Origin of the sequence: Streptomyces sp. NPDC005303 (assembly GCF_040607335.1) — a bacterium.
Taxonomy (GTDB): Bacteria; Actinomycetota; Actinomycetes; order Streptomycetales; family Streptomycetaceae; genus Streptomyces.
This window is the reverse complement of sequence record NZ_JBEXGM010000042.1, coordinates 19,218-43,711: the sequence shown is the minus strand read 5'-3', so window position 1 is coordinate 43,711 and position 24,494 is coordinate 19,218. Positions and strand designations below refer to the sequence as shown.

The 24,494-nt window shown below is 70.3% G+C and carries 25 protein-coding genes; 11 read left to right on the top strand and 14 right to left on the bottom strand.

Annotation, left to right across the window (positions count from 1 at the left end; all coding sequences use genetic code 11):
• The first annotated feature begins 142 nt into the window (after positions 1 to 142).
• Positions 143 to 1,357 (top strand): phosphoserine phosphatase SerB, encoded by a 1,215-nt coding sequence (gene serB / locus ABZT93_RS36155; RefSeq protein ID WP_356112661.1) that lies wholly within the window; start codon positions 143 to 145, stop codon positions 1,355 to 1,357.
• Positions 1,358 to 1,532: 175 nt separating this feature from the next.
• Here the strand turns inward: serB and ABZT93_RS36150 are convergent, their stop codons facing one another.
• The 4 genes from ABZT93_RS36150 to ABZT93_RS36135 all read right to left on the bottom strand — a co-directional run bounded on the left by ABZT93_RS36150 (position 1,533) and on the right by ABZT93_RS36135 (position 4,010).
• A complete protein-coding gene (locus ABZT93_RS36150) occupies positions 1,533 to 2,051 on the bottom strand; it encodes a histidine phosphatase family protein (RefSeq protein WP_356112659.1) in 519 nt (172 codons plus the stop codon).
• Between the two features lie 65 nt (positions 2,052 to 2,116).
• Positions 2,117 to 2,323 carry a hypothetical protein gene (locus tag ABZT93_RS36145; RefSeq protein WP_356112658.1) on the bottom strand — a complete coding sequence of 69 codons (207 nt, stop codon included), beginning with the start codon at positions 2,321 to 2,323 and terminating at the stop codon, positions 2,117 to 2,119.
• A 175-nt stretch (positions 2,324 to 2,498) separates the two neighbouring features.
• Positions 2,499 to 2,615 carry an SGM_5486 family transporter-associated protein gene (locus tag ABZT93_RS36140; RefSeq protein ID WP_352390406.1) on the bottom strand — a complete coding sequence of 39 codons (117 nt, stop codon included), beginning with the start codon at positions 2,613 to 2,615 and terminating at the stop codon, positions 2,499 to 2,501.
• 48 nt (positions 2,616 to 2,663) lie between these two features.
• A complete protein-coding gene (locus ABZT93_RS36135) occupies positions 2,664 to 4,010 on the bottom strand; it encodes a CynX/NimT family MFS transporter (RefSeq protein WP_356112656.1) in 1,347 nt (448 codons plus the stop codon).
• 70 nt (positions 4,011 to 4,080) lie between these two features.
• On the opposite strand from ABZT93_RS36135, the gene ABZT93_RS36130 reads away from it, so the two are divergent.
• The gene (locus ABZT93_RS36130; protein WP_356112654.1) at positions 4,081 to 4,776 is read left to right on the top strand and encodes a FadR/GntR family transcriptional regulator; all 696 of its coding nucleotides are present in this window, start codon (positions 4,081 to 4,083) and stop codon (positions 4,774 to 4,776) included.
• On the opposite strand, the gene ABZT93_RS36125 is transcribed toward ABZT93_RS36130, so the two are convergent.
• The 3 genes from ABZT93_RS36125 to fabG form a co-directional block, all read right to left on the bottom strand.
• Positions 4,751 to 5,104 (bottom strand): hypothetical protein, encoded by a 354-nt coding sequence (locus ABZT93_RS36125; RefSeq protein ID WP_356112652.1) that lies wholly within the window; start codon positions 5,102 to 5,104, stop codon positions 4,751 to 4,753. The two genes, ABZT93_RS36130 and ABZT93_RS36125, sit on opposite strands and share 26 nt — an antisense overlap.
• Positions 5,105 to 5,252: 148 nt before the next feature.
• Positions 5,253 to 6,020: an enoyl-ACP reductase FabI gene (gene fabI, locus ABZT93_RS36120; protein ID WP_020121331.1), complete on the bottom strand. Its 768-nt coding sequence runs from the start codon at positions 6,018 to 6,020 to the stop codon at positions 5,253 to 5,255.
• 5 nt (positions 6,021 to 6,025) lie between these two features.
• Positions 6,026 to 6,730, bottom strand: a complete 705-nt coding sequence (gene fabG / locus ABZT93_RS36115) for a 3-oxoacyl-[acyl-carrier-protein] reductase (protein ID WP_356112650.1) — start codon at positions 6,728 to 6,730, stop codon at positions 6,026 to 6,028.
• A 248-nt stretch (positions 6,731 to 6,978) separates the two neighbouring features.
• Between fabG and ABZT93_RS36110 the strand changes: the two genes are divergently transcribed.
• From ABZT93_RS36110 to tyrS, 3 genes are read left to right on the top strand one after another with little or no spacing between them, the layout of a single operon-like run.
• Positions 6,979 to 8,502: a TldD/PmbA family protein gene (locus ABZT93_RS36110; RefSeq protein ID WP_356112648.1), complete on the top strand. Its 1,524-nt coding sequence runs from the start codon at positions 6,979 to 6,981 to the stop codon at positions 8,500 to 8,502.
• On the top strand, positions 8,499 to 9,893 hold the full coding sequence (locus ABZT93_RS36105; protein ID WP_356112647.1) for a metallopeptidase TldD-related protein: 1,395 nt from the start codon (positions 8,499 to 8,501) through the stop codon (positions 9,891 to 9,893). Before ABZT93_RS36110 ends, ABZT93_RS36105 begins: the two co-directional genes overlap by 4 nt.
• Before the next feature lie 57 nt (positions 9,894 to 9,950).
• Positions 9,951 to 11,219: a tyrosine--tRNA ligase gene (tyrS, locus tag ABZT93_RS36100; protein ID WP_356112644.1), complete on the top strand. Its 1,269-nt coding sequence runs from the start codon at positions 9,951 to 9,953 to the stop codon at positions 11,217 to 11,219.
• A 59-nt stretch (positions 11,220 to 11,278) separates the two neighbouring features.
• Here tyrS and ABZT93_RS36095 read toward each other — a convergent pair whose 3' ends face one another.
• Positions 11,279 to 11,557, bottom strand: coding sequence for a GlsB/YeaQ/YmgE family stress response membrane protein (locus ABZT93_RS36095; protein WP_356112642.1), 279 nt, complete (start codon positions 11,555 to 11,557; stop codon positions 11,279 to 11,281).
• A 246-nt stretch (positions 11,558 to 11,803) separates the two neighbouring features.
• Between ABZT93_RS36095 and ABZT93_RS36090 the strand changes: the two genes are divergently transcribed.
• Together ABZT93_RS36090 and ABZT93_RS36085 are read left to right on the top strand one after the other, a co-directional pair.
• Complete coding sequence (locus ABZT93_RS36090) at positions 11,804 to 12,214, top strand: DUF3099 domain-containing protein (protein ID WP_356112640.1); 411 nt, start codon at positions 11,804 to 11,806, stop codon at positions 12,212 to 12,214.
• Positions 12,215 to 12,404: 190 nt separating this feature from the next.
• A complete protein-coding gene (locus tag ABZT93_RS36085) occupies positions 12,405 to 12,623 on the top strand; it encodes a hypothetical protein (RefSeq protein WP_356112638.1) in 219 nt (72 codons plus the stop codon).
• On the opposite strand, the gene moaA is transcribed toward ABZT93_RS36085, so the two are convergent.
• From moaA to ABZT93_RS36070, 3 genes are all read right to left on the bottom strand, one after another.
• Positions 12,620 to 13,609, bottom strand: coding sequence for a GTP 3',8-cyclase MoaA (gene moaA / locus ABZT93_RS36080; protein ID WP_356112637.1), 990 nt, complete (start codon positions 13,607 to 13,609; stop codon positions 12,620 to 12,622). The two genes, ABZT93_RS36085 and moaA, sit on opposite strands and share 4 nt — an antisense overlap.
• A gap of 157 nt (positions 13,610 to 13,766) precedes the next feature.
• Positions 13,767 to 15,386: a cation acetate symporter gene (locus ABZT93_RS36075; protein ID WP_356112635.1), complete on the bottom strand. Its 1,620-nt coding sequence runs from the start codon at positions 15,384 to 15,386 to the stop codon at positions 13,767 to 13,769.
• Complete coding sequence (locus tag ABZT93_RS36070; RefSeq protein WP_007381098.1) at positions 15,383 to 15,739, bottom strand: DUF485 domain-containing protein; 357 nt, start codon at positions 15,737 to 15,739, stop codon at positions 15,383 to 15,385. Before ABZT93_RS36070 ends, ABZT93_RS36075 begins: the two co-directional genes overlap by 4 nt.
• A gap of 254 nt (positions 15,740 to 15,993) precedes the next feature.
• On the opposite strand from ABZT93_RS36070, the gene ABZT93_RS36065 reads away from it, so the two are divergent.
• The 4 genes from ABZT93_RS36065 (at position 15,994) to ABZT93_RS36050 (ending at position 21,745) form a co-directional block, all read left to right on the top strand.
• Complete coding sequence (locus ABZT93_RS36065; RefSeq protein WP_356112634.1) at positions 15,994 to 17,550, top strand: S8 family serine peptidase; 1,557 nt, start codon at positions 15,994 to 15,996, stop codon at positions 17,548 to 17,550.
• 115 nt (positions 17,551 to 17,665) lie between these two features.
• Positions 17,666 to 19,234, top strand: coding sequence for a S8 family serine peptidase (locus ABZT93_RS36060; protein ID WP_356112632.1), 1,569 nt, complete (start codon positions 17,666 to 17,668; stop codon positions 19,232 to 19,234).
• 61 nt (positions 19,235 to 19,295) lie between these two features.
• Entirely contained in the window at positions 19,296 to 20,627 is a 1,332-nt protein-coding gene (locus tag ABZT93_RS36055; RefSeq protein WP_356112630.1) for a CoA transferase, read from the top strand.
• A 110-nt stretch (positions 20,628 to 20,737) separates the two neighbouring features.
• Positions 20,738 to 21,745 (top strand): CopD family protein, encoded by a 1,008-nt coding sequence (locus ABZT93_RS36050; RefSeq protein ID WP_356112628.1) that lies wholly within the window; start codon positions 20,738 to 20,740, stop codon positions 21,743 to 21,745.
• A 16-nt stretch (positions 21,746 to 21,761) separates the two neighbouring features.
• Here ABZT93_RS36050 and ABZT93_RS36045 read toward each other — a convergent pair whose 3' ends face one another.
• From ABZT93_RS36045 to ABZT93_RS36035, 3 genes are read right to left on the bottom strand one after another with little or no spacing between them, the layout of a single operon-like run.
• Positions 21,762 to 22,805 (bottom strand): zinc-dependent alcohol dehydrogenase family protein, encoded by a 1,044-nt coding sequence (locus ABZT93_RS36045; protein WP_356112626.1) that lies wholly within the window; start codon positions 22,803 to 22,805, stop codon positions 21,762 to 21,764.
• A 36-nt stretch (positions 22,806 to 22,841) separates the two neighbouring features.
• The gene (locus ABZT93_RS36040) at positions 22,842 to 23,543 is read right to left on the bottom strand and encodes a lysoplasmalogenase (protein WP_356112624.1); all 702 of its coding nucleotides are present in this window, start codon (positions 23,541 to 23,543) and stop codon (positions 22,842 to 22,844) included.
• Positions 23,540 to 24,406 carry a sterol desaturase family protein gene (locus tag ABZT93_RS36035; protein WP_356112623.1) on the bottom strand — a complete coding sequence of 289 codons (867 nt, stop codon included), beginning with the start codon at positions 24,404 to 24,406 and terminating at the stop codon, positions 23,540 to 23,542. The genes ABZT93_RS36040 and ABZT93_RS36035 overlap by 4 nt, the downstream gene beginning before the upstream one ends.
• Positions 24,407 to 24,494: the final 88 nt, after the last annotated feature.

Sequence of the window (24,494 nt, the reverse complement as noted above, 5' to 3'; positions counted from 1 at the left end):
CCCTCGTCCGCGCAGCCCCGCCGCAGCGCAGTCGTGTCCTGCGCGTAAGGATCTCGCCACCCGCTCGACACCGAGTGTTTTGTGTCCGTCAGACGGACCGCGGGGGCAGAAGGCACTGGGTGCCGGATACGGTGGGAGCACCATGAGCGCTGAGCAGACCTCGTCCTCCGACGTCCCCACCCTCCTCGTCAAGATCTTCGGGAAGGACAGGCCGGGCATCACGGCCGGCCTCTTCGACACCCTCGCCGCCTACTCCGTCGACGTGGTCGACATCGAGCAGGTCGTCACGCGTGGCCGAATGGTGTTGTGCGCGCTCGTGACCGCGCCGCCCCGCACGCTGGAGGGCGATCTGCGGGCGACCGTCCACAGCTGGGCCGAGTCGATCAAGATGCAGGCGGAGATCATCTCCGGTCTCGGCGACAACCGGCCGCGCGGGCTGGGACGTTCCCTGGTCACCGTGCTCGGTCACCCGCTCACCGCGGAGGCCACCGCCGCCATCGCCGCCAAGATCGCCAAGGCGGGCGGCAACATCGACCGTATCTTCCGGCTGGCCAAGTACCCGGTCACGGCCGTCGAGTTCGCGGTGTCCGGTGTGGAGACGGAGCCGCTGCGCACCGCCCTGGTGACGGACGCCGGCAAGCTCGGCGTGGACGTGGCCGTCGTCGCCGCCGGTCTGCATCGCCGGGCCCAGCGGCTCGTCGTCATGGACGTGGACTCCACCCTCATCCAGGACGAGGTGATCGAGCTCTTCGCCGCGCACGCCGGTTGCGAGGACGAGGTCGCCGAGGTGACCGCGGCCGCGATGCGCGGCGAGCTGGACTTCGAGCAGTCGCTGCACGCGCGCGTGGCGCTGCTGGAGGGGCTCGACGCCTCGGTCGTCGACAAGGTGCGTTCCGAGGTACGGCTGACGCCCGGTGCGCGCACCCTCATCCGTACGCTGAAGCGGCTCGGCTTCCAAGTCGGTGTCGTCTCGGGCGGTTTCACCCAGGTCACCGACGACCTGCGGGACCGGCTGGGGCTGGACTTCGCCCAGGCGAACACGCTGGAGATCGTCGACGGGAAGCTGACCGGCCGGGTCACCGGGGAGATCGTGGACCGCGCGGGCAAGGCGCGACTGCTGCGCCGGTTCGCCGCCGAGGCCGGGGTGCCGCTGTCCCAGACGGTGGCGATCGGTGACGGCGCGAACGACCTGGACATGCTGAACGCGGCCGGGCTCGGGGTCGCCTTCAACGCCAAGCCGGTGGTGCGGGAGGCCGCGCACACCGCGGTGAACGTGCCCTTCCTCGACACGGTGCTGTATCTGCTGGGGGTCACCCGCGAAGAGGTCGAGGCGGCGGACGCGCACGAGGAGGACTGACCCCGACGGCGGATCGACAGAACGCCGGATCGACAGAACGCCGGATCGGCAGGACGGCGGATCGCAAGGACGGCGGATCGCAAGGACGGCGGATCGCAAGGACGAGGAATCGGCAGGGGCCCGGCACCACCACGGTGCCGGGCCCCTGTATGTCACGCGGGGGTGAGGGACGTCGTCAGTCGGCCGGCGCCCAGTAGTCGACGAGGGTGGCCACGCCGGGCTCCAGGGCCTTCCAGGGGCCGCTGAAGGACAGGACGGCGAAGGCTGCGGCGGGGAAGCCGCGGCCGCTCATCCGCTGGCGCGCGTCCCCTTCGGCGGCGCCCGCGAGGACGTCGGCGAGGCCCTGCACACCCGGGTTGTGGCCGACCAGGACGGCGTTGTGCACGTCGTCCGGCGTCTCGTTCAGCACGGCGATCAGCTCACCGGGAGAGGCCTCGTAGATCCGCTCCTCGTAGACCGTTTTCGGCCGGTGCGGGAACTCCTGCACGGCGAGCTTCCAGGTCTCACGGGTCCGGGTCGCGGTGGAGCAGAGGGCCAGGTCGAAGGGGATGCCGGAGTCGACCAGCCGTCGTCCGGCTTCCGCTGCATCTTTTCGGCCCCGGTCGGCGAGCGGCCGCTCGTGGTCGGTCACCTGCGGCCAGTCGGCTTTCGCATGCCGGAAAAGGACAATCCTGCGGGGATCTGCGACGCTCATGGGATCCAGCTTCGCACGAAACAGGCCATGGGGCGCAGGGAGTTGGCGGGCGGCTTCGCCGGTGCTCAGCGCGTTATGAGCTGCTGTACGCGCTCCAGGAACTGGGTGACGAGGGGGTCGCCGGAGGCCGCGTGCGCGTCGGAGGGGTTGAGGATGAGCGCCAGGAGGACGGCGAAGGCGAGCGTCGGCAGTGCGAGCGCCCACCAGGGCAGCCGGATGTCGACGCCGCCCCGGGACGCCGGGTGGGGCGGGGTGTGCGTAGGGGCCGACATGATGCCTCCGCTGGTCTTCGAGTCCTCCGCGCTCCGCTTCTCGCGGTCACATCTCGAAGTTACGGAACCGGCGGCCCTCAACCCATCCGGTGATCCACCCAGTTGACCCTGACACTCGCCCCCTAGGGGACGGTGGGGTTAACCCCACCGTCGTACCGGGGAGCGGGTGGCCGGGTCAGGGCGAGGCGATCGTCGCGATGATCGCGATGATGATGAAGATGGCGAAGAACGAGCCGAAGACCAGCAGCATCTTCTTCTGGCCGTTCTGGGGGTTCGGGTCGAGCACTGGCATACGGCCAGTTTCGCACCCCGGTCTCTTACCGAGCCTGCCGGGGTGAGCTCAGCGGGCCGCCTCTTCCTCCACCGTACGGTCGCGGCCCGCGAGCACACCGACCGCCATCTGCGGGACCATCAGGCCGATCATGAGGGCGATCGGCAGGCCCCAGCCGCCGCTGTGCTGGTAGAGCACGCCCACCAGGAGCGGTCCGGGGATGGAGATCAGATAGCCGGTGCTCTGCGCGAACGCGGACAGCTGGGCGACGCCCGCGCCGGTCCTGGCACGCATCCCGACCATGGTGAGGGCCAGCGGGAAGGCGCAGTTGGAGACGCCGAGCAGGACGGCCCAGGCCCAGGCGCCGGCGGCGGGGGCGAGGTACAGGCCCGCGTATCCGGCGAGACCGCAGACGCCGAGCGCGATCACGATCGGGCCCTGGTGGGGCAGCCGGGTGGCCACGCGCGGGATGACGAAGGCCAGCGGGACGCCCATGACCATCGTGACGGCCAGCAGCAGCCCGGCGGTGCTCGCGGGCACGCCCGCGTCCCGGAAGATCTGCGCCATCCAGCCCATGGTGATGTAGGCGGCGGTGGCCTGGAGCCCGAAGAAGACGGCGAGCGCCCAGGCGGTCCGGCTCCGGGTGATCCGCAGCGCGGGCGCCTCCACGCGTGCGTGCGTGTGCCGGACGGGTCCGGCGCCCTCCACACGCGTGTGCACGCTCCGGTCCGCCTGCGGCTCCGTCGGCGCGGGCCCCCGGTCCCGTACGAGCGGAATCCACGGCAGTACGGCCGCCGCGGCCAGGCCCGCCCACACCGCGAGCCCGGACTGCCAGCTCCCGCCCAGGGCCTCGGTCACCGGAACGGTCACGGCGGCCGCCGCCGCGGTGCCGAGGGCCAGGGCCATCGAGTACAGCCCGGTCATGGAGCCGACCCGGTCCGGGAACCAGCGCTTGACGATGACCGGCATCAGGACGTTGCTGACGGCGATGCCCATGAGGGTGAGGCCACTGGCGGCCAGGAAGCCCGCCGTGGAGCCGGTGTACGGCCGTATGAGCAGGCCCGCCGTGATGGCGACCATGCCCGCGCACACCACCGCGCCCGCGCCGAAGCGGCGGGCCAGCCGCGGGGCCGTGACACCGAAGACGGCGAAGCACAGCGGGGGCACCGAGGTGAGCAGGCCGGCCATGCTGCCGCTCATGCCGAGTCCGTCGCGCACCTCTTCGAGGAGGGCGCCGAGGCTGGTGATGGCGGGACGGAGGTTGAGGGCGGACAGCACGATGCCGACGACGACCAGGCGCACCGTCCACGCGCGCGGGGCGGGCGCCAGGGGTCCTTCCTGTGGCGGGGTCGCGGAACTGCGTGCGCTCGTGGACTTCACTGTCCGGGTTTCCTCGCTTGCCATGCCCCCCATCATAGAATCATGGGATGATTGGTTGTCCATCCCCGGGTCGTCACCGGTCGTCCCGCCCGTGCGAAGGTGTGTCATGCCCCTGAGCCATCCGCGTCGCTCGGCGCTGTCCGAGCAGGTCATCGCCGCGCTGCGCAACCAGATCACCTCGGGCGAGTGGCCGGTCGGCTCCCGGATCCCGACGGAGCCCGAGCTGGTCGAGCAGCTGGGGGTCGCCCGCAACACCGTCCGCGAGGCCGTCCGGGCGCTCGCGCACAACGGTCTGCTGGCCATCCGCCAGGGCTCGGGGACGTACGTCGTGGCGACCAGTGAACTGGCGGGCGTGATGCACCGCAGGTTCGCCGACGCGGACCCCCGGCACATCGCCGAGCTGCGCTCCACCCTGGAGTCGTCCGCGGCGCGGCTGGCCGCCGAGCGGCGCACCGAGAAGGACCTCAAGCAGCTCGACGTGCTCCTGGTGCGGCGCGAGGAGGCGTGGGCGTCGGGTGACGCGGAGGCCTTCGTGACGGCGGACGCGACCTTCCACCTGGCCGTGGTGGCCGCCTCGCACAACGACGTGATGACCGAGATGTACGCGGACCTCGGCGAGGTGCTGCGGGACTGGCTGCGCGAGGACGTCGGCGAGGAGCTGACGCCGGAGACGTACATGGATCACACCCGGCTCGTCGACGCGATCCGCGCGGGCGACGCGGCAGCTGCCGCCGAGGAGGCGGCCGGCTATCCCTTCCTGTGCCGTCCGGGACGGTTCAGCGCGCCAGCTTCCGGTGGCTGACCCACACCGAGCGGACCTCTTTCCAGCACCGGCCGGTCAGCCGCACGGTCTGCGCGGGCCCGGCCTCGACCTCGGGGCCGTCGGTGTCGAGGTCCCACCAGCGGTCGCACTCGATGTGCAGGCGGACGCCGTCGGTGCGCGGATAGGGGTTGTGGCAGTAGGTGGTCACATGGGAGCCGGTGACCCTGCTGCGGCAGGAGGCTCCGAACAGCTCCGAAGCGGCGGCTCCGGGCGCTCCCCCGCGTGTGTGCGACACGGCTTCGTGCGACAGGGGCATCACGAGACAGACGGCTGCGGTCACTGAGGCCAGACTGCGGGACAGGCGCACAAGGGGACCTCCTCGGCCGTACTGGGGAGGGAATCTCTGGTGAACGCGTGATCCAGCGTGCCCAGTTGTGGCAGGTGCGCGCCCGGCCTGGTGGGCCGAACGGGTGAGGGCCCGCACCCGTGACAGGTGCGGGCCCTCAGCGGAAGTGTCAGGCGCCGATGGCGTGCAGACCGCCGTCCACGTGGATGATCTCGCCCGTGGTCTTCGGGAACCAGTCGCTCAGCAGGGCGACGATGCCCTTGCCGGCCGGCTCCGGGTCCTTGAGGTCCCACTCCAGCGGAGAGCGGTTGTCCCACACCGCGGCCAGGTCGCTGAAGCCCGGGATGGACTTGGCGGCCATGGAGGCGAGCGGGCCCGCGGAGATGAGGTTGCAGCGGATGTTCTGCTTGCCCAGGTCGCGCGCGACGTAGCGGCTGGTGGCCTCCAGGGCGGCCTTGGCCGGGCCCATCCAGTCGTACTGCGGCCAGGCGTACTGCGCGTCGAAGGTGAGGCCGACGACCGAGCCGCCGTTCTGCATCAGCGGCAGGCAGGCCATGGTGAGCGACTTCAGGGAGTACGCCGAGACGTGCATGGCGGTGGCCACGGACTCGAACGGCGTGTTCAGGAAGTTGCCGCCGAGCGCGTCCTGCGGCGCGAAGCCGATGGAGTGCACGACACCGTCGAGGCCGCCGAGCTCCTCGCCGACGATGTCGGCCAGGCGGCCCATGTGCTCGTCGTTGGTGACGTCGAGCTCGATGACCTTGGTGGGCTTGGGGAGCTTCTTGGCGATGCGCTCGGTCAGCGTGGGCCGCGGGAACGCGGTCAGGATGATCTCCGCGCCCTGCTCCTGGGCCAGCTTGGCGGCGTGGAAGGCGATGGAGGACTCCATCAGCACACCGGTGATCAGGACGCGCTTGCCCTCGAGAATTCCGCTCATGGTGTTCAGTGACCCATTCCCAGTCCGCCGTCAACGGGGATGACGGCTCCAGTGATGTACGAGGCGTCGTCCGAGGCGAGGAACCGCACCGTCGCGGCGATCTCCTCGGGCTGCGCGTAACGACCGAGCGGCACCTGCTTGACGATGCTCTCGCGCTGCTCGTCGGTGAGCACCTTGGTCATGTCGGTGTCGACGAAGCCGGGCGCGACGACGTTGAAGGTGATGTTGCGCGAGCCCAGCTCACGGGCGAGCGAGCGCGCGAAGCCGACCAGGGCGGCCTTGGAGGCGGCGTAGTTGGCCTGGCCGGGGCCGCCGTAGAGGCCGACGACCGAGGAGATCAGGACGACGCGGCCCTTCTTGGCGCGCAGCATGGCGCGGTTGGCGCGCTTGACCACGCGGAAGGTGCCGGTGAGGTTGGTGTCGACGACCGAGGTGAAGTCCTCCTCGGACATCCGCATCAGCAGCTGGTCCTTGGTGATGCCGGCGTTGGCGATCAGAACCTCGACCGGGCCGTGCTCGGCCTCGATCTCCTTGTAGGCCTGCTCCACCTGCTCGGTGTCGGTGATGTCGCACTTGACGGCCAGGAAGCCGGCCGGCGGCTCACCCGAGCGGTACGTGATGGCGACCTTGTCGCCGGCGTCGGCGAATGCGCGCGCGATGGCGAGGCCGATGCCCCGGTTGCCTCCGGTGACGAGAACCGAGCGGCTCAACGGATCACCCTTTCCATAGGGGTCTGACACACCCGCCCGAACACCTGGATGGCAGGCGGCTTCCCCGAAAACCTATCGGGCCGGTCGCTGTCGGGGACATTCGGGCACCGACAGTGGCTTACGGGACTCGCTGTCGGGTCCCTACAGAAAGATGCCGGCAGCGGTCACAAACGTGTGGTCCGCGCACCGGTCGCCGCGACATGATCGGAGCAACCGCCGCTCACGTCACCCGACAGGAAGAGACCCAGGTGCCTCATACGATCGACGAAGCCTTCACAGCGCTTCCCCTACGTGCCCTCGCCGACGCCGCGCTGGCACGCGCGCGTGCGCTCGGCGCCGAGCACGCGGACTTCCGGTTCGAGCGGGTGCGCAGTGCGTCCTGGCGCCTGAGGGACGCCAAGCCGTCCGGGTCCTCGGACACCACCGACCTCGGGTACGCGGTGCGGGTCGTGCACGGCGGCACCTGGGGCTTCGCGTCGGGCGTGGACCTGACGCTGGACGCCGCCGCCAAGGTCGCCTCGCAGGCCGTGGCCATGGCGAAGCTGTCCGCGCAGGTGATCCGGGCCGCCGGTTCCGAGGAGCGCGTGGAACTCGCCGACGAGCCCGTGCACGCCGACCGTACGTGGATCTCGTCGTACGAGATCGATCCGTTCTCGGTGCCCGACGAGGAGAAGGCGGCGCTGCTCGCGGACTGGAGCGCGCGGCTGCTGGGGGCGAACGGCGTCAACCACGTCGACGCCTCGCTGCTCACCGTGCACGAGAACAAGTTCTACGCCGACACCGCGGGCACGGTGACCACACAGCAGCGGGTCCGGCTGCACCCGCAGCTGACCGCCGTGTCGGTCGACGAGTCCAGCGGCGAGTTCGACTCCATGCGGACCATCGCGCCGCCGGTCGGACGCGGCTGGGAGTACCTCACGGGCACCGGCTGGGACTGGGAGAGCGAGCTGGAGCAGATCCCGGAGCTGCTCGCCGAGAAGATGCGCGCGCCCAGTGTCGAGGCGGGCCTGTACGACCTCGTCGTCGACCCGTCCAACCTGTGGCTGACCATCCACGAGTCCATCGGCCACGCCACCGAGCTGGACCGCGCCCTCGGCTACGAGGCCGCGTACGCAGGCACCTCCTTCGCCACCTTCGACCAGCTCGGCAAGCTGCGCTACGGCTCCGAGCTGATGAACGTCACCGGTGACCGCACCGCCGAGCACGGCCTCGCGACCATCGGCTACGACGACGAGGGCGTCGCGGGCCAGTCCTGGGACCTCGTGAAGGACGGCACCCTCGTCGGCTACCAGCTGGACCGGCGGATCGCGAAACTGACCGGGTTCGAGCGGTCCAACGGGTGCGCCTACGCCGACTCCCCGGGGCATGTCCCGGTGCAGCGCATGGCCAACGTGTCGCTCCAGCCGGACCCGGCGGGCATGTCGACGGAGGATCTCATCGGCAGCGTTGACCGCGGGATCTACGTCGTCGGGGACCGGTCCTGGTCGATCGACATGCAGCGCTACAACTTCCAGTTCACCGGCCAGCGGTTCTTCAGGATCGAGAACGGGCGGATCACCGGGCAGCTGCGGGACGTCGCCTACCAGGCGACCACCACCGACTTCTGGGGCTCGATGGCCGCGGTGGGCGGCCCGCAGACCTATGTCCTCGGCGGTGCCTTCAACTGCGGCAAGGCCCAGCCGGGGCAGGTCGCGGCGGTGTCGCACGGCTGCCCGTCGGCCCTCTTCAAGGGCGTCAACATTCTGAACACCACGCAGGAGGCCGGTCGATGAGCCCGCGTACCAACAAGCCGCACGAGATCGTCGAGCGGGCCCTCGCGCTGTCCCAGGCCGACGGCTGTGTCGTGATCGCCGACGAGGAGTCGACCGCCAACCTGCGCTGGGCGGGCAACGCGCTCACCACGAACGGCGTCACGCGCGGGCGCACCCTCACGGTCGTCGCGACCGTCGACGGCAAGGAGGGCACCGCTTCCGGGGTCGTGTCGAGGTCGGCGGTGACCGAGGACGAACTGGAGCCGCTGGTGCGGGCCGCCGAGGCCGCCGCGCGCGGCGCAGGGGCCGCCGAGGACGCACAGCCGCTGGTCACGGGCGTACCGGAGTCCCCCGACTTCACGGACGCGCCCGCCGAGACCTCCTCGGCCGTCTTCGCCGACTTCGCTCCGGCGCTCGGCGAGTCCTTCGCACGCGCGCGTGCGGGCGGCCGCGAGCTGTACGGCTTCGCCAACCACGAACTCGTCTCGACGTACCTGGGCACGTCCACGGGGCTGCGGCTGCGCCACGACCAGCCCAACGGCACGCTGGAGCTCAACGCCAAGTCGCCGGACCGTACTCGCTCGGCCTGGGCCGGGCGCTCCACGCGGGACTTCAAGGACGTCGACCCGGCGGCGCTGGACGCCGAGCTCGCCGTACGCCTCGGATGGGCCGAGCGGCGCATCGCGCTGCCCGCCGGGCGGTACGAGACGCTGCTGCCGCCGACCGCGGTCGCCGACCTGCTGATCTATCAGCAGTGGTCGGCGTCCGGGCGGGACGCGACCGAGGGGCGGACGGTGTTCTCCAAGCCGGGTGGCGGCACCCGCATCGGCGAGAGGCTGAGCGAGCTGCCGCTGACCCTGCGCAGCGACCCGAACGAGCCCGGTCTGGAGTCCGCGCCCTTCGTGGTCGCGCACTCCTCCGGTGGCGACCAGTCGGTGTTCGACAACGGCCTGCCGGTCACGGCCACCGACTGGATCCGCGAGGGCGAGCTGGCGCATCTGATGACGACCCGGCACGGCGCGGGCCTGACCGGGCTGCCCGTCGCCCCGGCGGCCGGCAACCTCGTCCTCCACGGAGGCTCGGACCTCTCCCTGGAGGAGATGGTCGCGAACACCACGCGCGGGCTGCTGCTGACCTGCCTCTGGTACATCCGCGAGGTCGACCCGGCCACGCTGCTGCTCACCGGGCTGACCCGGGACGGTGTGTACCTCGTCGAGAACGGCGAGGTGACCGGTGAGGTCAACAACTTCCGGTTCAACGAGTCGCCGGTCGGCCTGCTGGGGCGGGCGACGGAGGCGGGGCGGACCGAGAAGACGCTGCCGAGGGAGTGGAGCGACTACTTCACCAGGGCCGCCATGCCGGCGTTGCGGGTGCCGGATTTCAATATGAGTTCTGTCAGTCAGGGCGTATAACCTCGTAGCCGGTAGTCACTCGACTGCCCGAGGACCTTTCGAGGAGATACGAGAACCGTGACGGACATCGTCGACGAGCTGAAGTGGCGGGGGCTGTGGGCCCTGTCCACTGACGAGGACGCTTTGCGCAAGGCGCTCGCGGACGGTCCCGTCACGTTCTATTGCGGTTTCGACCCGACCGCGGCCAGTCTCCACGTCGGTCACCTGGTGCAGGTCCTCACCATGCGCCGGCTCCAGCAGGCCGGTCTGCGCCCGCTGGCGCTGGTGGGCGGAGCGACCGGTCAGATCGGCGACCCGCGCCCCACGGCGGAGCGCACGCTGAACGACCCGGAGACGGTCGCGAACTGGGTGAACCGGCTGCGCGCGCAGATCGAGCCGTTCCTGTCCTTCGAGGGCGAGAACGCCGCGACGATGGTGAACAACCTGGACTGGACGGCCGGCATGTCGGCCATCGAGTTCCTGCGGGACATCGGCAAGCACTTCCGCGTCAACAAGATGCTGACCAAGGACTCGGTCGCCCGGCGTCTGGAGTCCCAGGAGGGCATCAGCTACACGGAGTTCAGCTACCAGCTGCTCCAGGGCATGGACTTCCTGGAGCTGTACCGGCGGTACGGCTGCACGCTCCAGCAGGGCGGCAGCGACCAGTGGGGCAACCTCACGGCGGGTCTCGACCTGATCCACCGGCTGGAGCCCGACGCCTCGGTGCACTGTCTGGCGACGCCGCTGATGGTCAAGGCGGACGGCACCAAGTTCGGCAAGACCGAGGGCGGGGCCATCTGGCTCGACGCCGAGATGACGACGCCGTACGCGTTCTACCAGTTCTGGCTGAACGTGGACGACCGGGACATCTCGACGTACATGCGCATCCTGTCCTTCAGGTCCCGCGAGGAGATCGAGGAGCTGGAGAAGCAGACCGAGGAGCGGCCGCAGGCCCGGGCCGCCCAGCGGGCGCTGGCGGAGGAGCTGACGACGCTGGTGCACGGCGCCGACCAGACGGAGGCCGTGATCGCCGCGAGCCGTGCTCTCTTCGGGCAGGGTGAGCTGGCGGGTCTCGACGAGCGGACACTGACCGCCGCGCTCTCGGAGGTGCCGCACATCCAGGTCGCCGAGCTCGGTGCCGTGGTGGATCTGTTCGCGGAGGTCGGGCTCGTGGCCAGCAAGTCCGCCGCGCGGCGGACGGTGAAGGAGGGCGGGGCCTACGTGAACAACGTCAAGGTCGCGGCCGAGGACGCCGTACCCGCCAAGGAGGACCTGCTGCACGGTCGCTGGCTGGTGCTGCGCCGGGGCAAGAAGAACCTGGCCGCGGTCGAGGTCACGTCCGCGTAGGTCTGGGCACGCCAGAAGGGAGCGTCTCCTCGCGGAGCGCTCCCTTCGTCGTACGGCTCTCAGGTCCGCTGTTTCCGCTTGCCGAGGGTCGCCATGTAGAGCATGTCGCCGACGGCGACGATGATGATCGCGGCGATGAGCTGGAAGGCGTGGCGGCTCCAGTCGATGCCGGGGGTCTCGTCCACGCCGAACCCACGTGCCATGGCATTGCCGGCGATGGCGCCGAGCATGCCGAAGATGGTGGTCAGCCAGAGGGGACTGTGCTGCTTGCCGGGGATGATCGCCTTCGCGATCAGACCCAGCACGAATCCCACGATGATCGCCCACAACCAGCCCATGGCTGCCTCCTCGTACGGCTCTACGTGAGCATTACGGCCAGTGTCGGTCCGTTCGCACTACGCCGCATGCCGGGTACGGCCGTACGTGCCGTGGGCGAGCCCGATGGTCCGCGTGGGAGGTGCCCCGGTCTCGTAGGCGGCGCAGACGCGGCGTACCGTGGGAGATGTCCGGGTCCGATACCTCCACCGGGTACGGAGCGGACGCGGAGCCGGGAGCAGTCCGAAGCGGGCGGATGGTGGAATGTGATGCGGAAGCAGCATGGCGGCGGCAGCGCCCAGGTGTTCCGGATCACCGGGGCCCGGACAAGCCTTCAGGAGGACGTGCGCGGACGTCAGCGCCGGTACGTCATCTCGATGACCGTCCGTACGATTTCCGTGGTGCTCGCGGCCACGCTCTGGAACGTCGAACGGCACGTCGCGATCGTCGCACTGGTGCTGGGCGCGGTTCTGCCCTATATCGCCGTCGTCATCGCCAACGCGGGGCGGGAGAACGCGCCGTCGCTGCCGTCGACCTTCGTGACCGCTCCGACCAGGCCGATGATCATGCCGCCGCGGGCCGAGGACGGCTTCGAGGGTGACTTCGCGGAACCCGTGCCGGAAGGCGGTGCGGGCGGGGCGGCATCGGGTGCCCGGGGTGAACCCCGCGAGCGGACGTGACAGGTCTGCTGGGCACCAAGCTCAAGAAAAGCTCAGATCAATCATGTTGTTCAGGTGCCGGGCCAAGGGTTACCCGTGACATACTTCGTACGCGCTCCGCATCCCCCGTCGGAGCGACAGACCGACGCCGGGCAGCTCCCCCCGTGGCTGCTCGGCGTCGCCTTTCCCCCTCGCTTGTGAGACGAGATCCGTGAGTGACGAGACCCCGATCTGCTCCGCGAAGGGCTGTCGTACCGACGCCGTGTGGGTGCTCGCGTGGAACAACCCGAAGATCCACACGCCGGAGCGGCGGAAGACCTGGCTGGCCTGTGAGGAGCACCGGGAGCATCTGTCGCAGTTCCTCGGTGTGCGGGGCTTCCTCAAGGACGTCGTGAAGTTCGAGGACTGGCAGGCGCCCGAAGGGGCCTAACCGCCGATCGCGGACATCGGCCGGTCCGGCTGGACGAACGTCGGGTCGTCCAGGCCCGCCCCGGCCTTCTTGCCCCACATCGCCTCGCGCCAGATGCGGGCGATCTCCTCGTCGCCGGCGTCGGAGCGCAGGGCCGCTCGGAGATCCGTCTCCTCGCGGGCGAAGAGGCAGTTGCGTATCTGGCCGTCGGCCGTGAGGCGGGTGCGGTCGCAGGCCGCGCAGAACGGGCGGGTCACCGAGGCGATGACGCCGACCACATGCGGGCCACCGTCGACGATCCAGCGCTCCGCGGGGGCCGAGCCGCGCTTCTCGGAGCCTTCCTCGGTGAGCTCGAAGCGGGTGCGCAGGGAGGTCAGGATGTCCCCGGCGGTGATCATGCCGTCGCGCTTCCAGCCGTGCTGGGCGTCCAGGGGCATCTGCTCGATGAAACGCAGTTCGTAGTCGTTCTCCACCGCCCAGGCCAGCAGGTCGGGGGCCTCGTCGTCGTTGAGCCCCGGCATCAGGACGGAGTTCACCTTGACGGGGGTCAGGCCCGCCTCGCGGGCGGCGTCCAGGCCCTCCAGGACGTCCCGGTGGCGGTCCCGGCGGGTGAGGGTCTTGAAGACGTCCGGCCGCAGGGTGTCCAGGGAGATGTTGACCCGGTCCAGGCCCGCCGCCTTCAGGGCGGTCGCGGTGCGCTTGAGGCCGATGCCGTTGGTGGTGAGGGACATCTGGGGGCGCGGGTCCAGGGCCGCGACGCGCTCGACGATGCCGACCAGACCGGGGCGCAGCAGCGGCTCACCGCCGGTGAAGCGGACCTCCTCGATACCCAGGGAGGTGACGGCGATGTCGATCAGGCGGACGATCTCGTCGTCGGTGAGCAGGTCCGGCTTGGCCAGCCACTGCAGGCCCTCTTCCGGCATGCAGTAGGTGCAGCGCAGATTGCACCGGTCGGTCAGCGAGACGCGCAGGTCGGTGGCCACCCGGCCATAGGTGTCGATGAGCACGTGGGCCCCCTCCCTCGTCGCGGATCAGTGTGGGACTCATCTTGTTCCGTCACTTGCGAGCCTACGTGACGTCACTGACAACGACAGTGCCCGATCCCACGACGTACGAAGCGGCCGCCTCGTAGAGATCTACGACGCGGCCGCTCCAGGGGGCGGGTCAGTGGGCGCCGGTGCCGGTCAGCGACCGGACCTCCAGCTCCGCGTACTTCGCCTTGTCCGGCTCCTCCTTGGAGAGGTAGGTGCCGATGATGCCGAGCAGGAAGCCGACCGGGATCGAGATGATGCCCGGGTTCTCCAGCGGGAACCAGTGGAAGTCGACGTCCGGGAACATCGAGGTGGGCTTGCCGGAGACGACCGGTGAGAACAGCACCAGGCCGACCGCCGTGACGAGGCCGCCGTAGATCGACCACAGAGCGCCGGAGGTGGTGAACCGCTTCCAGAAGAGGCTGTAGATGATCGTCGGGAGGTTTGCGGAGGCGGCGACCGCGAAGGCGAGGGCGACGAGGCCGGCGACGTTGAGGTCGCGGGCGAGGGCGCCCAGCAGGATGGAGACGGCGCCGATACCGACGGTCGCCCAGCGGGCGGCGCTCATCTCCTGCTTCTCGGTGGCCTGCCCCCGCTTGATGACGTTCGCGTAGATGTCGTGCGCGAAGGACGACGACGAGGCCAGGGTGAGGCCGGCGACGACGGCGAGGATGGTGGCGAAGGCGACCGCCGAGATGGTGGCCAGCAGGATCGCGCCCCAGTTGGAGTCGACGCCGCCCAGATGCAGTGCCAGCAGTGGCGCCGCCGTGTTGCCCGCCTTGTTGGAGGCGATGATCTCGTCCGGCTTGATCAGCGCGGCGGCGCCGAAGCCGAGGGCGAGGGTCATCAGGTAGAAGGCGCCGATGAGGCCGATGGCCCAGATGACCGACTTACGGGCGGCCTTGGCGGTGGGCACCGTGTAGAAGCGGATCAGGATGTGCGGCAGGCCCGCGGTGCCGAGGACCAGCGCGATACCGAGCGAGATGAAGTCCAGCTTGGTGGTGCCGGTGGCGCCGTACTTCAGGCCCGGCTCCAGGAAGGCCGCGCCCTTGCCGCTGTTGTCGGCGGCCGAGCCGAGCAGGTCGGAGAGGTTGAAGTTGAACTTCAGCAGCACCAGGAAGGTCAGCAGCAGGGCGCCGACGATCAGCAGGACGGCCTTGACCATCTGGACCCAGGTGGTGCCCTTCATGCCGCCGATGGTGACGTACACGATCATCAGGACACCGACCAGGGCGACGACGCCGATCTTGCCGGCGTCGCTGGTGATGCCGAGCAGGAGCGAGACCAGGACGCCCGCGCCCGCCATCTGGGCCAGCAGGTAGAAGATCGAGACGACGATGGTGGAGGTGCCGGCCGCCGTACGGACCGGGCGCTGGCGCATTCGGTACGCGAGGACGTCGCCCATCGTGTAGCGGCCGGAGTTGCGCAGCGGTTCGGCGACCAGGAGCAGGGCGACGAGCCAGGCGACCAGGAAGCCCACGGAGTAGAGGAAGCCGTCGTAGCCGAAGAGGGCGATGGCGCCCGCGATGCCGAGGAAGGACGCGGCGGACATGTAGTCGCCGGAGACGGCGAGGCCGTTCTGGAAGCCGGTGAACTGGCGGCCGCCCGCGTAGAAGTCGGAGGCGTCCTTGGTCTGGCGTCCGGCCCAGACCGTGATGACGAGGGTCGCTACGACGAAGACCGCGAACAGGCTGATGATCAGCGGCCGGTGCTCGCTGGCCTCGCCGGCCGCCAGGGTGATCGCGGGGCTCATGCGCCGCCCTCCATCCGGGACTTGATGGCCTCGGCCTTGGGGTCGAAGCGGGCGGCAGCGGTCCGCGCGTACCACCAGGCGATCAGGAACGTGGTGAGGAACTGGGCGAGGCCCAGGACGAGGGCCACGTTGATGTTGCCGACGACCTTGGTGCCCATGAAGTCGCCCGCGTAGTTGGACAGCAGGACGTACAGCAGGTACCAGGCGATGAAACCGACGGTCAGCGGAAAGGCGAAGGAGCGGTAGGAGCGGCGCAGTTCACCGAACTCCGCGCTCTCCTGCACCTCGGTGAACTCCTCGCTGGTGGGGAGTTTGTGCGTCTCTTTCGAGGGTGGCGGTGCGTCGGTGGCCACGGAGACTCCTCGCGTTGCGGGTGCGGTTGTGACGGGGATCGGGGGCGAGTGTCCTCGCGTTCCCTGTCCAAGGTCACGGCGCCGCGCTGGCCCCGGTTCAACTCGCTTTGCTTCTTTCGGAACTCACCTTGGGGAAGTCATTGCTGGCCAGCGACTTCGGGAGATAGCTTCGGCCTGGCACCACCCGTCATGTACCTGCCCGAGCGACACCTGCGCCTCGGGCCGGTTTCGTTTCCGGATGATGTGGAGACCCCATGTCCCAGCCGCGTTCCAGACGTTCGATACGTTCGATACGTCCAAGACACAGCGTCGCGCTCGCTGTGCCCGTCGTGCTGTCCCTCACGGCCTCGCTCGGCTTCCTGCCCTCGGCAGCCTCGGCCGCGCCCTCCGCGCAGGCCACGGCTCAGGCCGCGGACGCGACGGCCCTGTCCTACGTCGTCAACACCAAGGTGGACCACCGCACGATCGCGGCGGTGAAGAAGGCGATACCGGCGGCCGGCGGCACCGTGGTGATCGCTTACGAGAAGATCGGTGTGATCGTCGTCCACTCCTCCGCGCCGGACTTCGCCCAGCAGATCCGCAAGGTCCACGGGGTGCAGTCGGCCGGTGCCACCCGCACCTCGGCGCTGACGCCGGCGGCCACGACGGACGAGGGCGCGGTCCAGGTCCTGTCGGACGCGCAGGCCGCGAAGGTCGCCAAGGCCTCGGCCGCGGCGCCCGACAGCGAGCCCCTTGAGGCCGACCAGTGGGACCTGCGCGCGATAGGCGCCGACAAGGCCGCCAAGATCAACCCGGGCAGCCGGAAGGTGACCGTCGCCGTGATCGACACCGGCGTCGACGACACCCACCCCGACATCGCGCCGAACTTCTCCGCCGCCCAGTCGGCGAACTGCAACGGCGGTGTCCCGGACACCAGTCCGGGCGCCTGGCGGCCGTACACCGCGGACGACTACCACGGCACGCATGTGGCCGGCGAGATCGCCGCGGCCCGCAACGGCATCGGCGTGGCGGGGGTCGCGCCCGGCGTGAAGGTGTCGGCCATCAATGTGACCGACCGGAGCAACGGCCTCTTCTACCCGGAGAGCGTCGTGTGCGCGTTCGTGTTCGCCGCCGACCACGGCGTCGAGATCACGAACAACAGCTATTACGTTGATCCGTGGCTGTACAACTGCATGGACGATCCGGATCAGCGGGCCATTGTTGATTCAGTCAACAGGGCGCAGCAGTACGCCCAGAAGAAGGGCACGCTCAGCCTGGCGTCTGCGGGCAACTCCAACGACGACCTGGACTCCGACGCGATCGTCGACGACTCCAGCCCCGACGACTCCACCGCGGTGGAGCGCACCGTCGACCCGCACGAGTGCTTCGACGTGCCGACTCAGCTGCCGGGTGTCGTGACGGTCAGCGCGACGGGCGTCAAGAACCTCAAGTCGTACTACTCCTCGTACGGCAAGGGTGTCATCGACGTCGCGGCGCCCGGTGGTGACCGGCTCTACCAGATCCCGGACACGCCGTCGCAGAACGGCCGCATCCTGTCGACCCTGCCGAACGGCGAGTACGGCTTCCTGCAGGGCACCTCGATGGCCTCGCCGCACGCCGCGGGCGTCGCCGCGCTGCTGAAGTCGACGCACCCGAAGGCGAGCCCGGCCCAGCTGCAGGCGCTGCTGAAGGCACAGGCGGACGCCACGAGTTGTCCGGCCTCCTACGACCAGGACGGCGACGGCACGCAGGACGCGGTGTGCAAGGGCGGCGCCCGGGCCAACGGGTTCTACGGCTTCGGCATCGTCGACGCGCTGCGCGCGGTCAAGTGACCCGCCCGTCAAGTGCCCCGCCCGTCAAGTGCCCCACCGGTCAAGTGACTTCGCCCCACCCCGCACCACCCGCACGGACCCCCTGTACCGAGAACGAACTGGAGAGATTCTCATCATGACTGGGCCCCACCCGCGCTGTCGGCGCACGCTCGCGATCCCGCTCGGTATGGCCGTCGCGACGGCCATGGCCTTCCTGCCGGGCGCCACGGCGTCCGCGAGCGAACTGTCCGGTAGCGCCGCCGTCTCCCCCGGTGCCGTCAGCGACGCCCTCGCCGCCGCCGCCGACGCGGACGGGACGGCGCTCAGCTATGTCGTCAACGTCCGCCCCGGGTACGGTCCTTCCGCCCAGGTGAAGAAGGCCATCGGCAAGGCCGGCGGCACGATCGTGACGTCGTACGACCAGATCGGCGTGATCGTCGTCCACTCGTCGAACCCCGACTTCGCCAAGACGATCCGCAAGGTCCGCGGGGTCGAGTCGGCGGGCAACACGCGCAACGCGCCGCTGCCCGCGCAGTCGACGACCGACGAGGGGACGCCGAAGGCGCTGAGCTCGGCGCAGATGGCAGCGGCGCAGTCCGCCGCCGACGCCGGCCAGGACCCGCTGGAGTCGTTGCAGTGGGACCTGCCCGCCATCAAGGCGGACAAGGCGCACGAGAAGTCGCTCGGCAGCAGCAAGGTGACCGTCGCCGTGATCGACACCGGGGTGGACGACACCCACCCGGACCTCGCGCCGAACTTCGACCGGGCCGCCTCGGTCAACTGCGTGACGGGCAAGCCGGACACCACCGACGGGGCGTGGCGGCCGAGTGCCGAGGAGAGCCCGCACGGCACGCACGTGGCCGGTGAGATCGCGGCCGCCAAGAACGGCGTCGGCATGACGGGCGTGGCGCCCGGGGTGAAGGTGGCGGGCATCAAGGTGTCGACCACCGCCGGCTACTTCTACACGGAGGCCGTGGTCTGCGGCTTCATGTGGGCGGCCACGCACGGCGTCGACGTCACCAACAACAGCTATTACACCGACCCGTGGTACTTCAACTGCACCGACGACCCGGACCAGAAGGCCCTCGTGGACGCGGTCACCCGGGCCTCGCGGTACGCGGAGAAGCGGGGCGTGGTCAACGTCGCCGCGGCCGGCAACGAGAACTACGACCTCGCCGCCGACGAGATCACCGACCCGGTATCGCCGAACGACGGGACGCCCTCGGACCGGGTGATCGACCCCTCGGAGTGCTTCGACATACCGACCCAGCTGCCGGGTGTCGTGACGGTGGCGGCGACCGGCGCCAAGGGCATCAAGTCGTCCTTCTCCAACTACGGCCTGGGCGTCATCGACGTCGCCGCGCCCGGCGGTGACTCGACGGCGTACCAGACGCCCGCGCCGCCCGCGACCAGCGGTCTGATCCTGGGCACGCTGCCCGGCGGCAAGTGGGGCTACATGGCCGGTACGTCGATGGCCTCGCCGCACGTCGCGGCAGTGGCCGCCCTGATCAAGTCGACGCACCCGTACGCCCCGCCGGCCCTGGTGAAGGCGCTGCTGTACGCCGAGGCCGACGCCACGCCGTGCACGGACCCCTACGACATCAACGGCGACGGCAAGGTCGACGCGGTGTGCGAGGGTTCCAAGAACCGCAACGGCTTCTACGGCTGGGGCACGGTGGACGCACTGGACGCGGTGACGAAGTAGCAGCACAGGACGATCAAGGCTCGTCCATATCTTGATTCAGTCAATACTGCATAGTGCAGTCATGACTCGAATCAAGTTCGTGGTGCGGGAGGGCGCTCTGCAGGGGCGGCTTCCCGTGCGGAAGCTGGCGCGGACCTGTGTGGCCGAGTGCGCGCTGGCCGCCGCCGCACTCGCGGCCCGGCGGGCCGGGCTCGTCGAGGTGCCGGCGGCGCGGGTGGACGACGGGGCGGTCGCCACCGCTTTCCTGAGCGAACGTCACCTGTTGATCAATGACCGCGCGCCGGTCAACTTCGCACCGCTGTCCCGCTTCTGGCGGACGGCGGACGGGTGGGTGCGGACGCACGCGAACTATCCCCACCACCGGGCGCGGCTGCTCGACGCACTGGGGGTGCCGGAGGACGCGGCGGCCGTCGAATCGGCCCTCGCCGAGCGCTCCGCCCTGGATGTCGAGGAAGCCGTGTACGCGGCCGGGGGTCTCGCCGTCGCCCTGCGTTCACCCGAGGAATGGGCCGCACACCCACAGGCGGCCGAGGTGGCGAAACGGCCACTGATCGAAAGCGGACGACTGGATACGGCACGCGTGCGTGCCTTCCCGCCGGTCGGGCCCTCTCCCCTGCTGCCGGCCGCCGGTCTGCGCGTCCTGGACCTGACACGGGTGCTGGCGGGTCCGGTCGCCACCCGCACACTCGCCCTGCTCGGAGCGGACGTCCTGCGCCTGGACGCGCCCAGCCTTCCCGAACTGCCGGACCAGCACGCCGACACGGGCTTCGGGAAGCGGTCGGCGACGCTCGACCTGGCCACCGACCGGCAGGCCTTCGAGGAACTGCTCGCGGCGGCGGACGTGGTCGTCACCGGGTACCGGCCGGGCGCGCTGGACCGGTTCGGGCTGTCCGCCGAGGCGCTGGCGGAACGGCGGCCCGGGGTGGTCGTCGCCCAGTTGTCGGCGTGGGGCGCGTACGGGCCTTGGCGTGAGCGGCGGGGCTTCGACAGCCTCGTACAGGCCGCGACCGGGATCGCGGTGCTGGAGGGTTCGGCGGAGCGACCGGGCGCGCTGCCCGCGCAGGCCCTCGATCACGGGACGGGCTATCTGCTGGCGGCGGCCGTGCTGCGGGCGCTGACCGAGCAGTCGCACGAGGGTGGAAGCCGGTTCGTGCGGCTGGCGCTCGCGCGGACGGCCTGGTGGCTGATGGACGGTGTGGCCGACGGGGACGCCATGGCCGCGGGGAACGTCGAGAACGACTCCTACGACGGTCCGGAACCCTGGTTGACACAGACGGACAGTGTGCTGGGACGGCTGCGGTACGCGCTGTCGCCGGTCTCCTTCGAGGGCGGCCCGGCGGACTGGGCCCGCCCGCCCGTGTCATGGGGCACGGATGCCGCGCGCTGGCGCTGAGCGGGTCTGAACGACGATGACACCTGAAACGTATGTATGGGTGGAATGCCGTACCACCACTTGTTTTCCTGCAGTTGCCCGGATCTGTCCGTTGTGGTCAGGATCGTGGGGTGACCTTGACAAGACCCACCTCCGAGGCGACCGACGCGGGTGGCGCCCCGCGGCGTCCCGGCACCGGCCGGGCGGTCGCCGTCCTCGTCCTGGCGGTACTGGCCCTGGCGATACCGATGTTCGGGCCGTCCGCCGCGCTGCACGGCACCGGGGAGGCCGCCGCGCCCGGGGCCGGTGGGGTGGCCCTGCTGCGAGCGGTGCTCTTCGCGGCGTTGTGTGTGCCGCTGGGCGAGCTGTTCGTGGGCCGGCTGGCCCGCTCGGTGCCCGGTGCTCCGCCGGACGTGCCACGCTCCTGGGCCCCTTATGCGGCCGCCGCCGGTTTTCTCGCCGCGCTGGGTCTGGCGTCTGTCGTGGCGACCGGCAATCTGGTGCCGCACAGCCTCTCCGAGATCAACGTCGGCGGCCTGTACGAGTCGCGGGACGGCAAGTTGGCGCTCCTGGAGGTCAACGCGTTCCTGGTGGCCGGCCTGTGCGCCCGTTCGGCCCGTCCGGCCACCCAGGTGTGGCCGCTGGCGGCCGTGGTGGTGGCGGAGGCCCTGCGCGCGCATCCCGCGGCCGAGCACAGTCCCCTGGTCGGCTCCGGGCTGACGCTGGTTCACCTCACATGCGCCGCGCTGTGGGCGGGCGGGCTCCTGCATGTGCTGCGGACACTGCGCCGGTGGGCCGCCACGGACCCGGGCGCGGCGCTGCTCGGGCTCTACGCGCGCGTGGCGGCCGTCCTGCTCGCCGCCATCACCGCGACCGGCGTGTGGAGTTCGCTGCGCCGGATGCCGCCCGGCACCATTCTGGAGCAGCTGACTGACACGGCCTACGGGCGCACGCTGCTCGCCAAGGTGCTCCTCGTGGCGGTCGTCGCCGCTCTCGCCCTGTGGGCCCGGATCCGGCTGCACCGCGCCCCCGCATCGCTGACCGCCTGTGCCCCCGCACGTGCCGAGGTCGTCGCCCTGGGACTCGTGGTCGTGGTGTCGGGGCTGCTGACAGCGCTGCCGTTGCCGATCCGCTGGTGAAAACGCTGGGTGACCGCTACCCGGTGACGAGGACCTTGAGCGCGGTGCGCTCGTCCATCGCCTTGTAGCCGTCGGGGACGCCCTCCAGACCGACGGTCATGTCGAAGACGGGTGAGGCGTCGACGGTGCCGTCCAGGACGTCGGGGAGCAGTTCCGGGATGTAGGCGCGGACCGGCGCGACGCCGCCGCGCAGGGCGATGTTCCGGTCGAACAGGACACCGAGGTCGACACCCGTGCCGCTGCCGTGCGGCACGCCGACGAAGCCGATGGCGCCGCCGTCACGGGTGATGCCGACAGCCGTACGCATGGACTGTTCGGTGCCGACGGCCTCCACGACGGCGTGGGCGCCCTGACCGCGGGTGAGTTCGCGGACCGCCTCGACGGCCGCGTCCCCGCGCTCGGCGACGACGTCGGTGGCGCCGAAGCGGCGCGCGATGTCGGTACGGACCTGGTGGCGGCCCAGGGCGATGATCCGCTCGGCGCCGAGCCGCTTGGCGGCGAGCACCGCGCACAGGCCGACGGCGCCGTCACCGACGACGGCGACCGTGGCGCCCGGGCGGGCTCCGGCGCCGAGGGCCGCGTGGTGCCCGGTGCCCAGGACGTCGGAGAGGGTCAGCAGGGAGGACAGCAGGTGGTCGTCGGATGCCGCCTCCTTGGGCAGGCGTACGAGGGTGCCGTCGGCGAAGGGGACGCGGACGGCCTCGCCCTGGCCGCCGTCGTAGCCGACGGAACCCCAGAACCCACCGTGCTCGCACGAGGTGGTCAGGCCCTCGCGGCAGTAGTCGCAGACGCCGTCGGACCACATGAAGGGTGCGACGACGAGGTCACCCCGCTTGAGGGTGCCGACCTCGGAGCCGGTCTCCTCCACGACGCCGAGGAACTCGTGGCCGATCCGCTGCCCCGGCTGCCGGGCCGCCTCGCCGCGGTAGGCCCACAGGTCGCTGCCGCAGATGCAGGCGCGCAGCACCCGGAGCACGGCGTCGGTGGGCAGCTGCACCACGGGCTCGGGCACGTCCTCCACACGCATGTCGTAAGGGGCGTGGATGGTGGTGGCGCGCATGGCGAGGGTCCTTCTCGTGCGAGGTCGGTGCGGCGCTCAGAGGGTGGTCGAGCGCATCTCACCGTACGTCGCCATCGGTCCCGGGCGCGCTTCGAGGGCTCGGAGGGTGCCACCGGCCAGCAGGAACTGCGCGGCGACATACGTGAGCATGATCCAGAAATCGGGCCGTGGGAGCTGCGGCCAGTCGGCGACGCCGGTCGCGATGAGGGTGTCCGAGAGGAGGAACAGCGCGCCGCCGACTCCGGTGAGCGCACCGAACCGGACGGCCGACGCGCACGCCATCGTCGTGAGCAGCACGCTGTAGCCGGCGACGGGCACCCGCAGTCCGGCGGGCAGGTCCGGCCACAGGGCGACGACGGTGGCGACGAGGGCGGTGGCGTAGAGGGGCGCAAGGAGGCCGGCACGCGCGCGTGGGCTGCCGTATGCCTGGAAGAGCACGAGGTAGCAGACATGGCCGGCCGCGAAGGAGGCCATGCCGGCGAGGAAGGCGGGGTCGGCGTCGGACAGCAGCAGGACGTCGCCGCCCCAGCCGCACAGGAGGGCGCCGACCAGGAGCCTGGGCGCCCCGGACGCGACGCAGTACGCGGCCAGGAGGGGCATCAGGAGGGGCTTGGCCACGGCGTGGCCGGGAGCGAAGCCGACGACCAAGGAGACGAGGTCGACGGCGGCGGCGAGGGCGGACACCACAAGGAGTGCCCGGCGGCCGCGGTGGGTGCCGTACGCGCTCGGGGTTCTCACGCGGGCACGGCCTCCTCGGCCGTCTCCGGTAGCGGTGCCGGTGCCCAGCCGGGTCCCCTGAAGACGCGTCCCGCCCGCTCGCGCCAACTCCGCGCCTTCTTGATGTCCTTGATGATCGCTACGTACTCATGGGTGGCCACCTTGATCGGGTTGAACGTGTTGATGTTCTTGGTCAACCCGTAGACGGGCCGTTCGGTCTCGGCGACGAACGAGCCGAAGAGCCGGTCCCAGACGATGAGGATCCCGCCGAAGTTGCGGTCCAGGTAACCGCCCTGGGAGGCGTGGTGGACACGGTGGTGGGACGGGGTGTTGAACACGAACTCGAACCAGCGGGGCATCTTGTCGATGCGTTCGGTATGGATCCAGAACTGGTACACGAGGTTCGCGGAGGAGCAGAAGGCGAGTGCGGCCGGGTGGACGCCGGCGGCGACGAGGGGAACGTAGAACGGCCAGACGGTCAGGGTCGTCCAGGGCTGGCGCAGCGCGGTGGTGAGGTTGAACTTCCGGCTGGAGTGGTGGACGACGTGGCAGGCCCACAGGATGCGGATGACGTGGTGGCCGCGGTGGGACCAGTAGTAGAAGAAGTCCTGCCCGAGCAGCATCAGCGGGACCGTCCACCACAGGACGGGGACGCGGAGCGGGGTCAACTCGTAGACGGCGGTGTAGACGGCGACGATCGGGATCTTCCAGAGGAAGTCGAAGACGAGGCTGCCCAGTCCCATGCCGATGCTGGTGGCGGCGTCCTTCGTCTCGTAGCCGGCCGCGTCCTCATCGGGATGGATGCGGACGCTGATCATCTCGATGACGGTGAGCAGCACGAAGGCGGGTATGGACCAGACCACGACGTCGGGGAGGTTCGGCATGCGTGCACCGTAGAACCGCCGGTGAGGCACGGCTAGACGTTGTTACCCACAAGTATCAACGGTGGTACGCGCTTGCTTCTTGGTGATC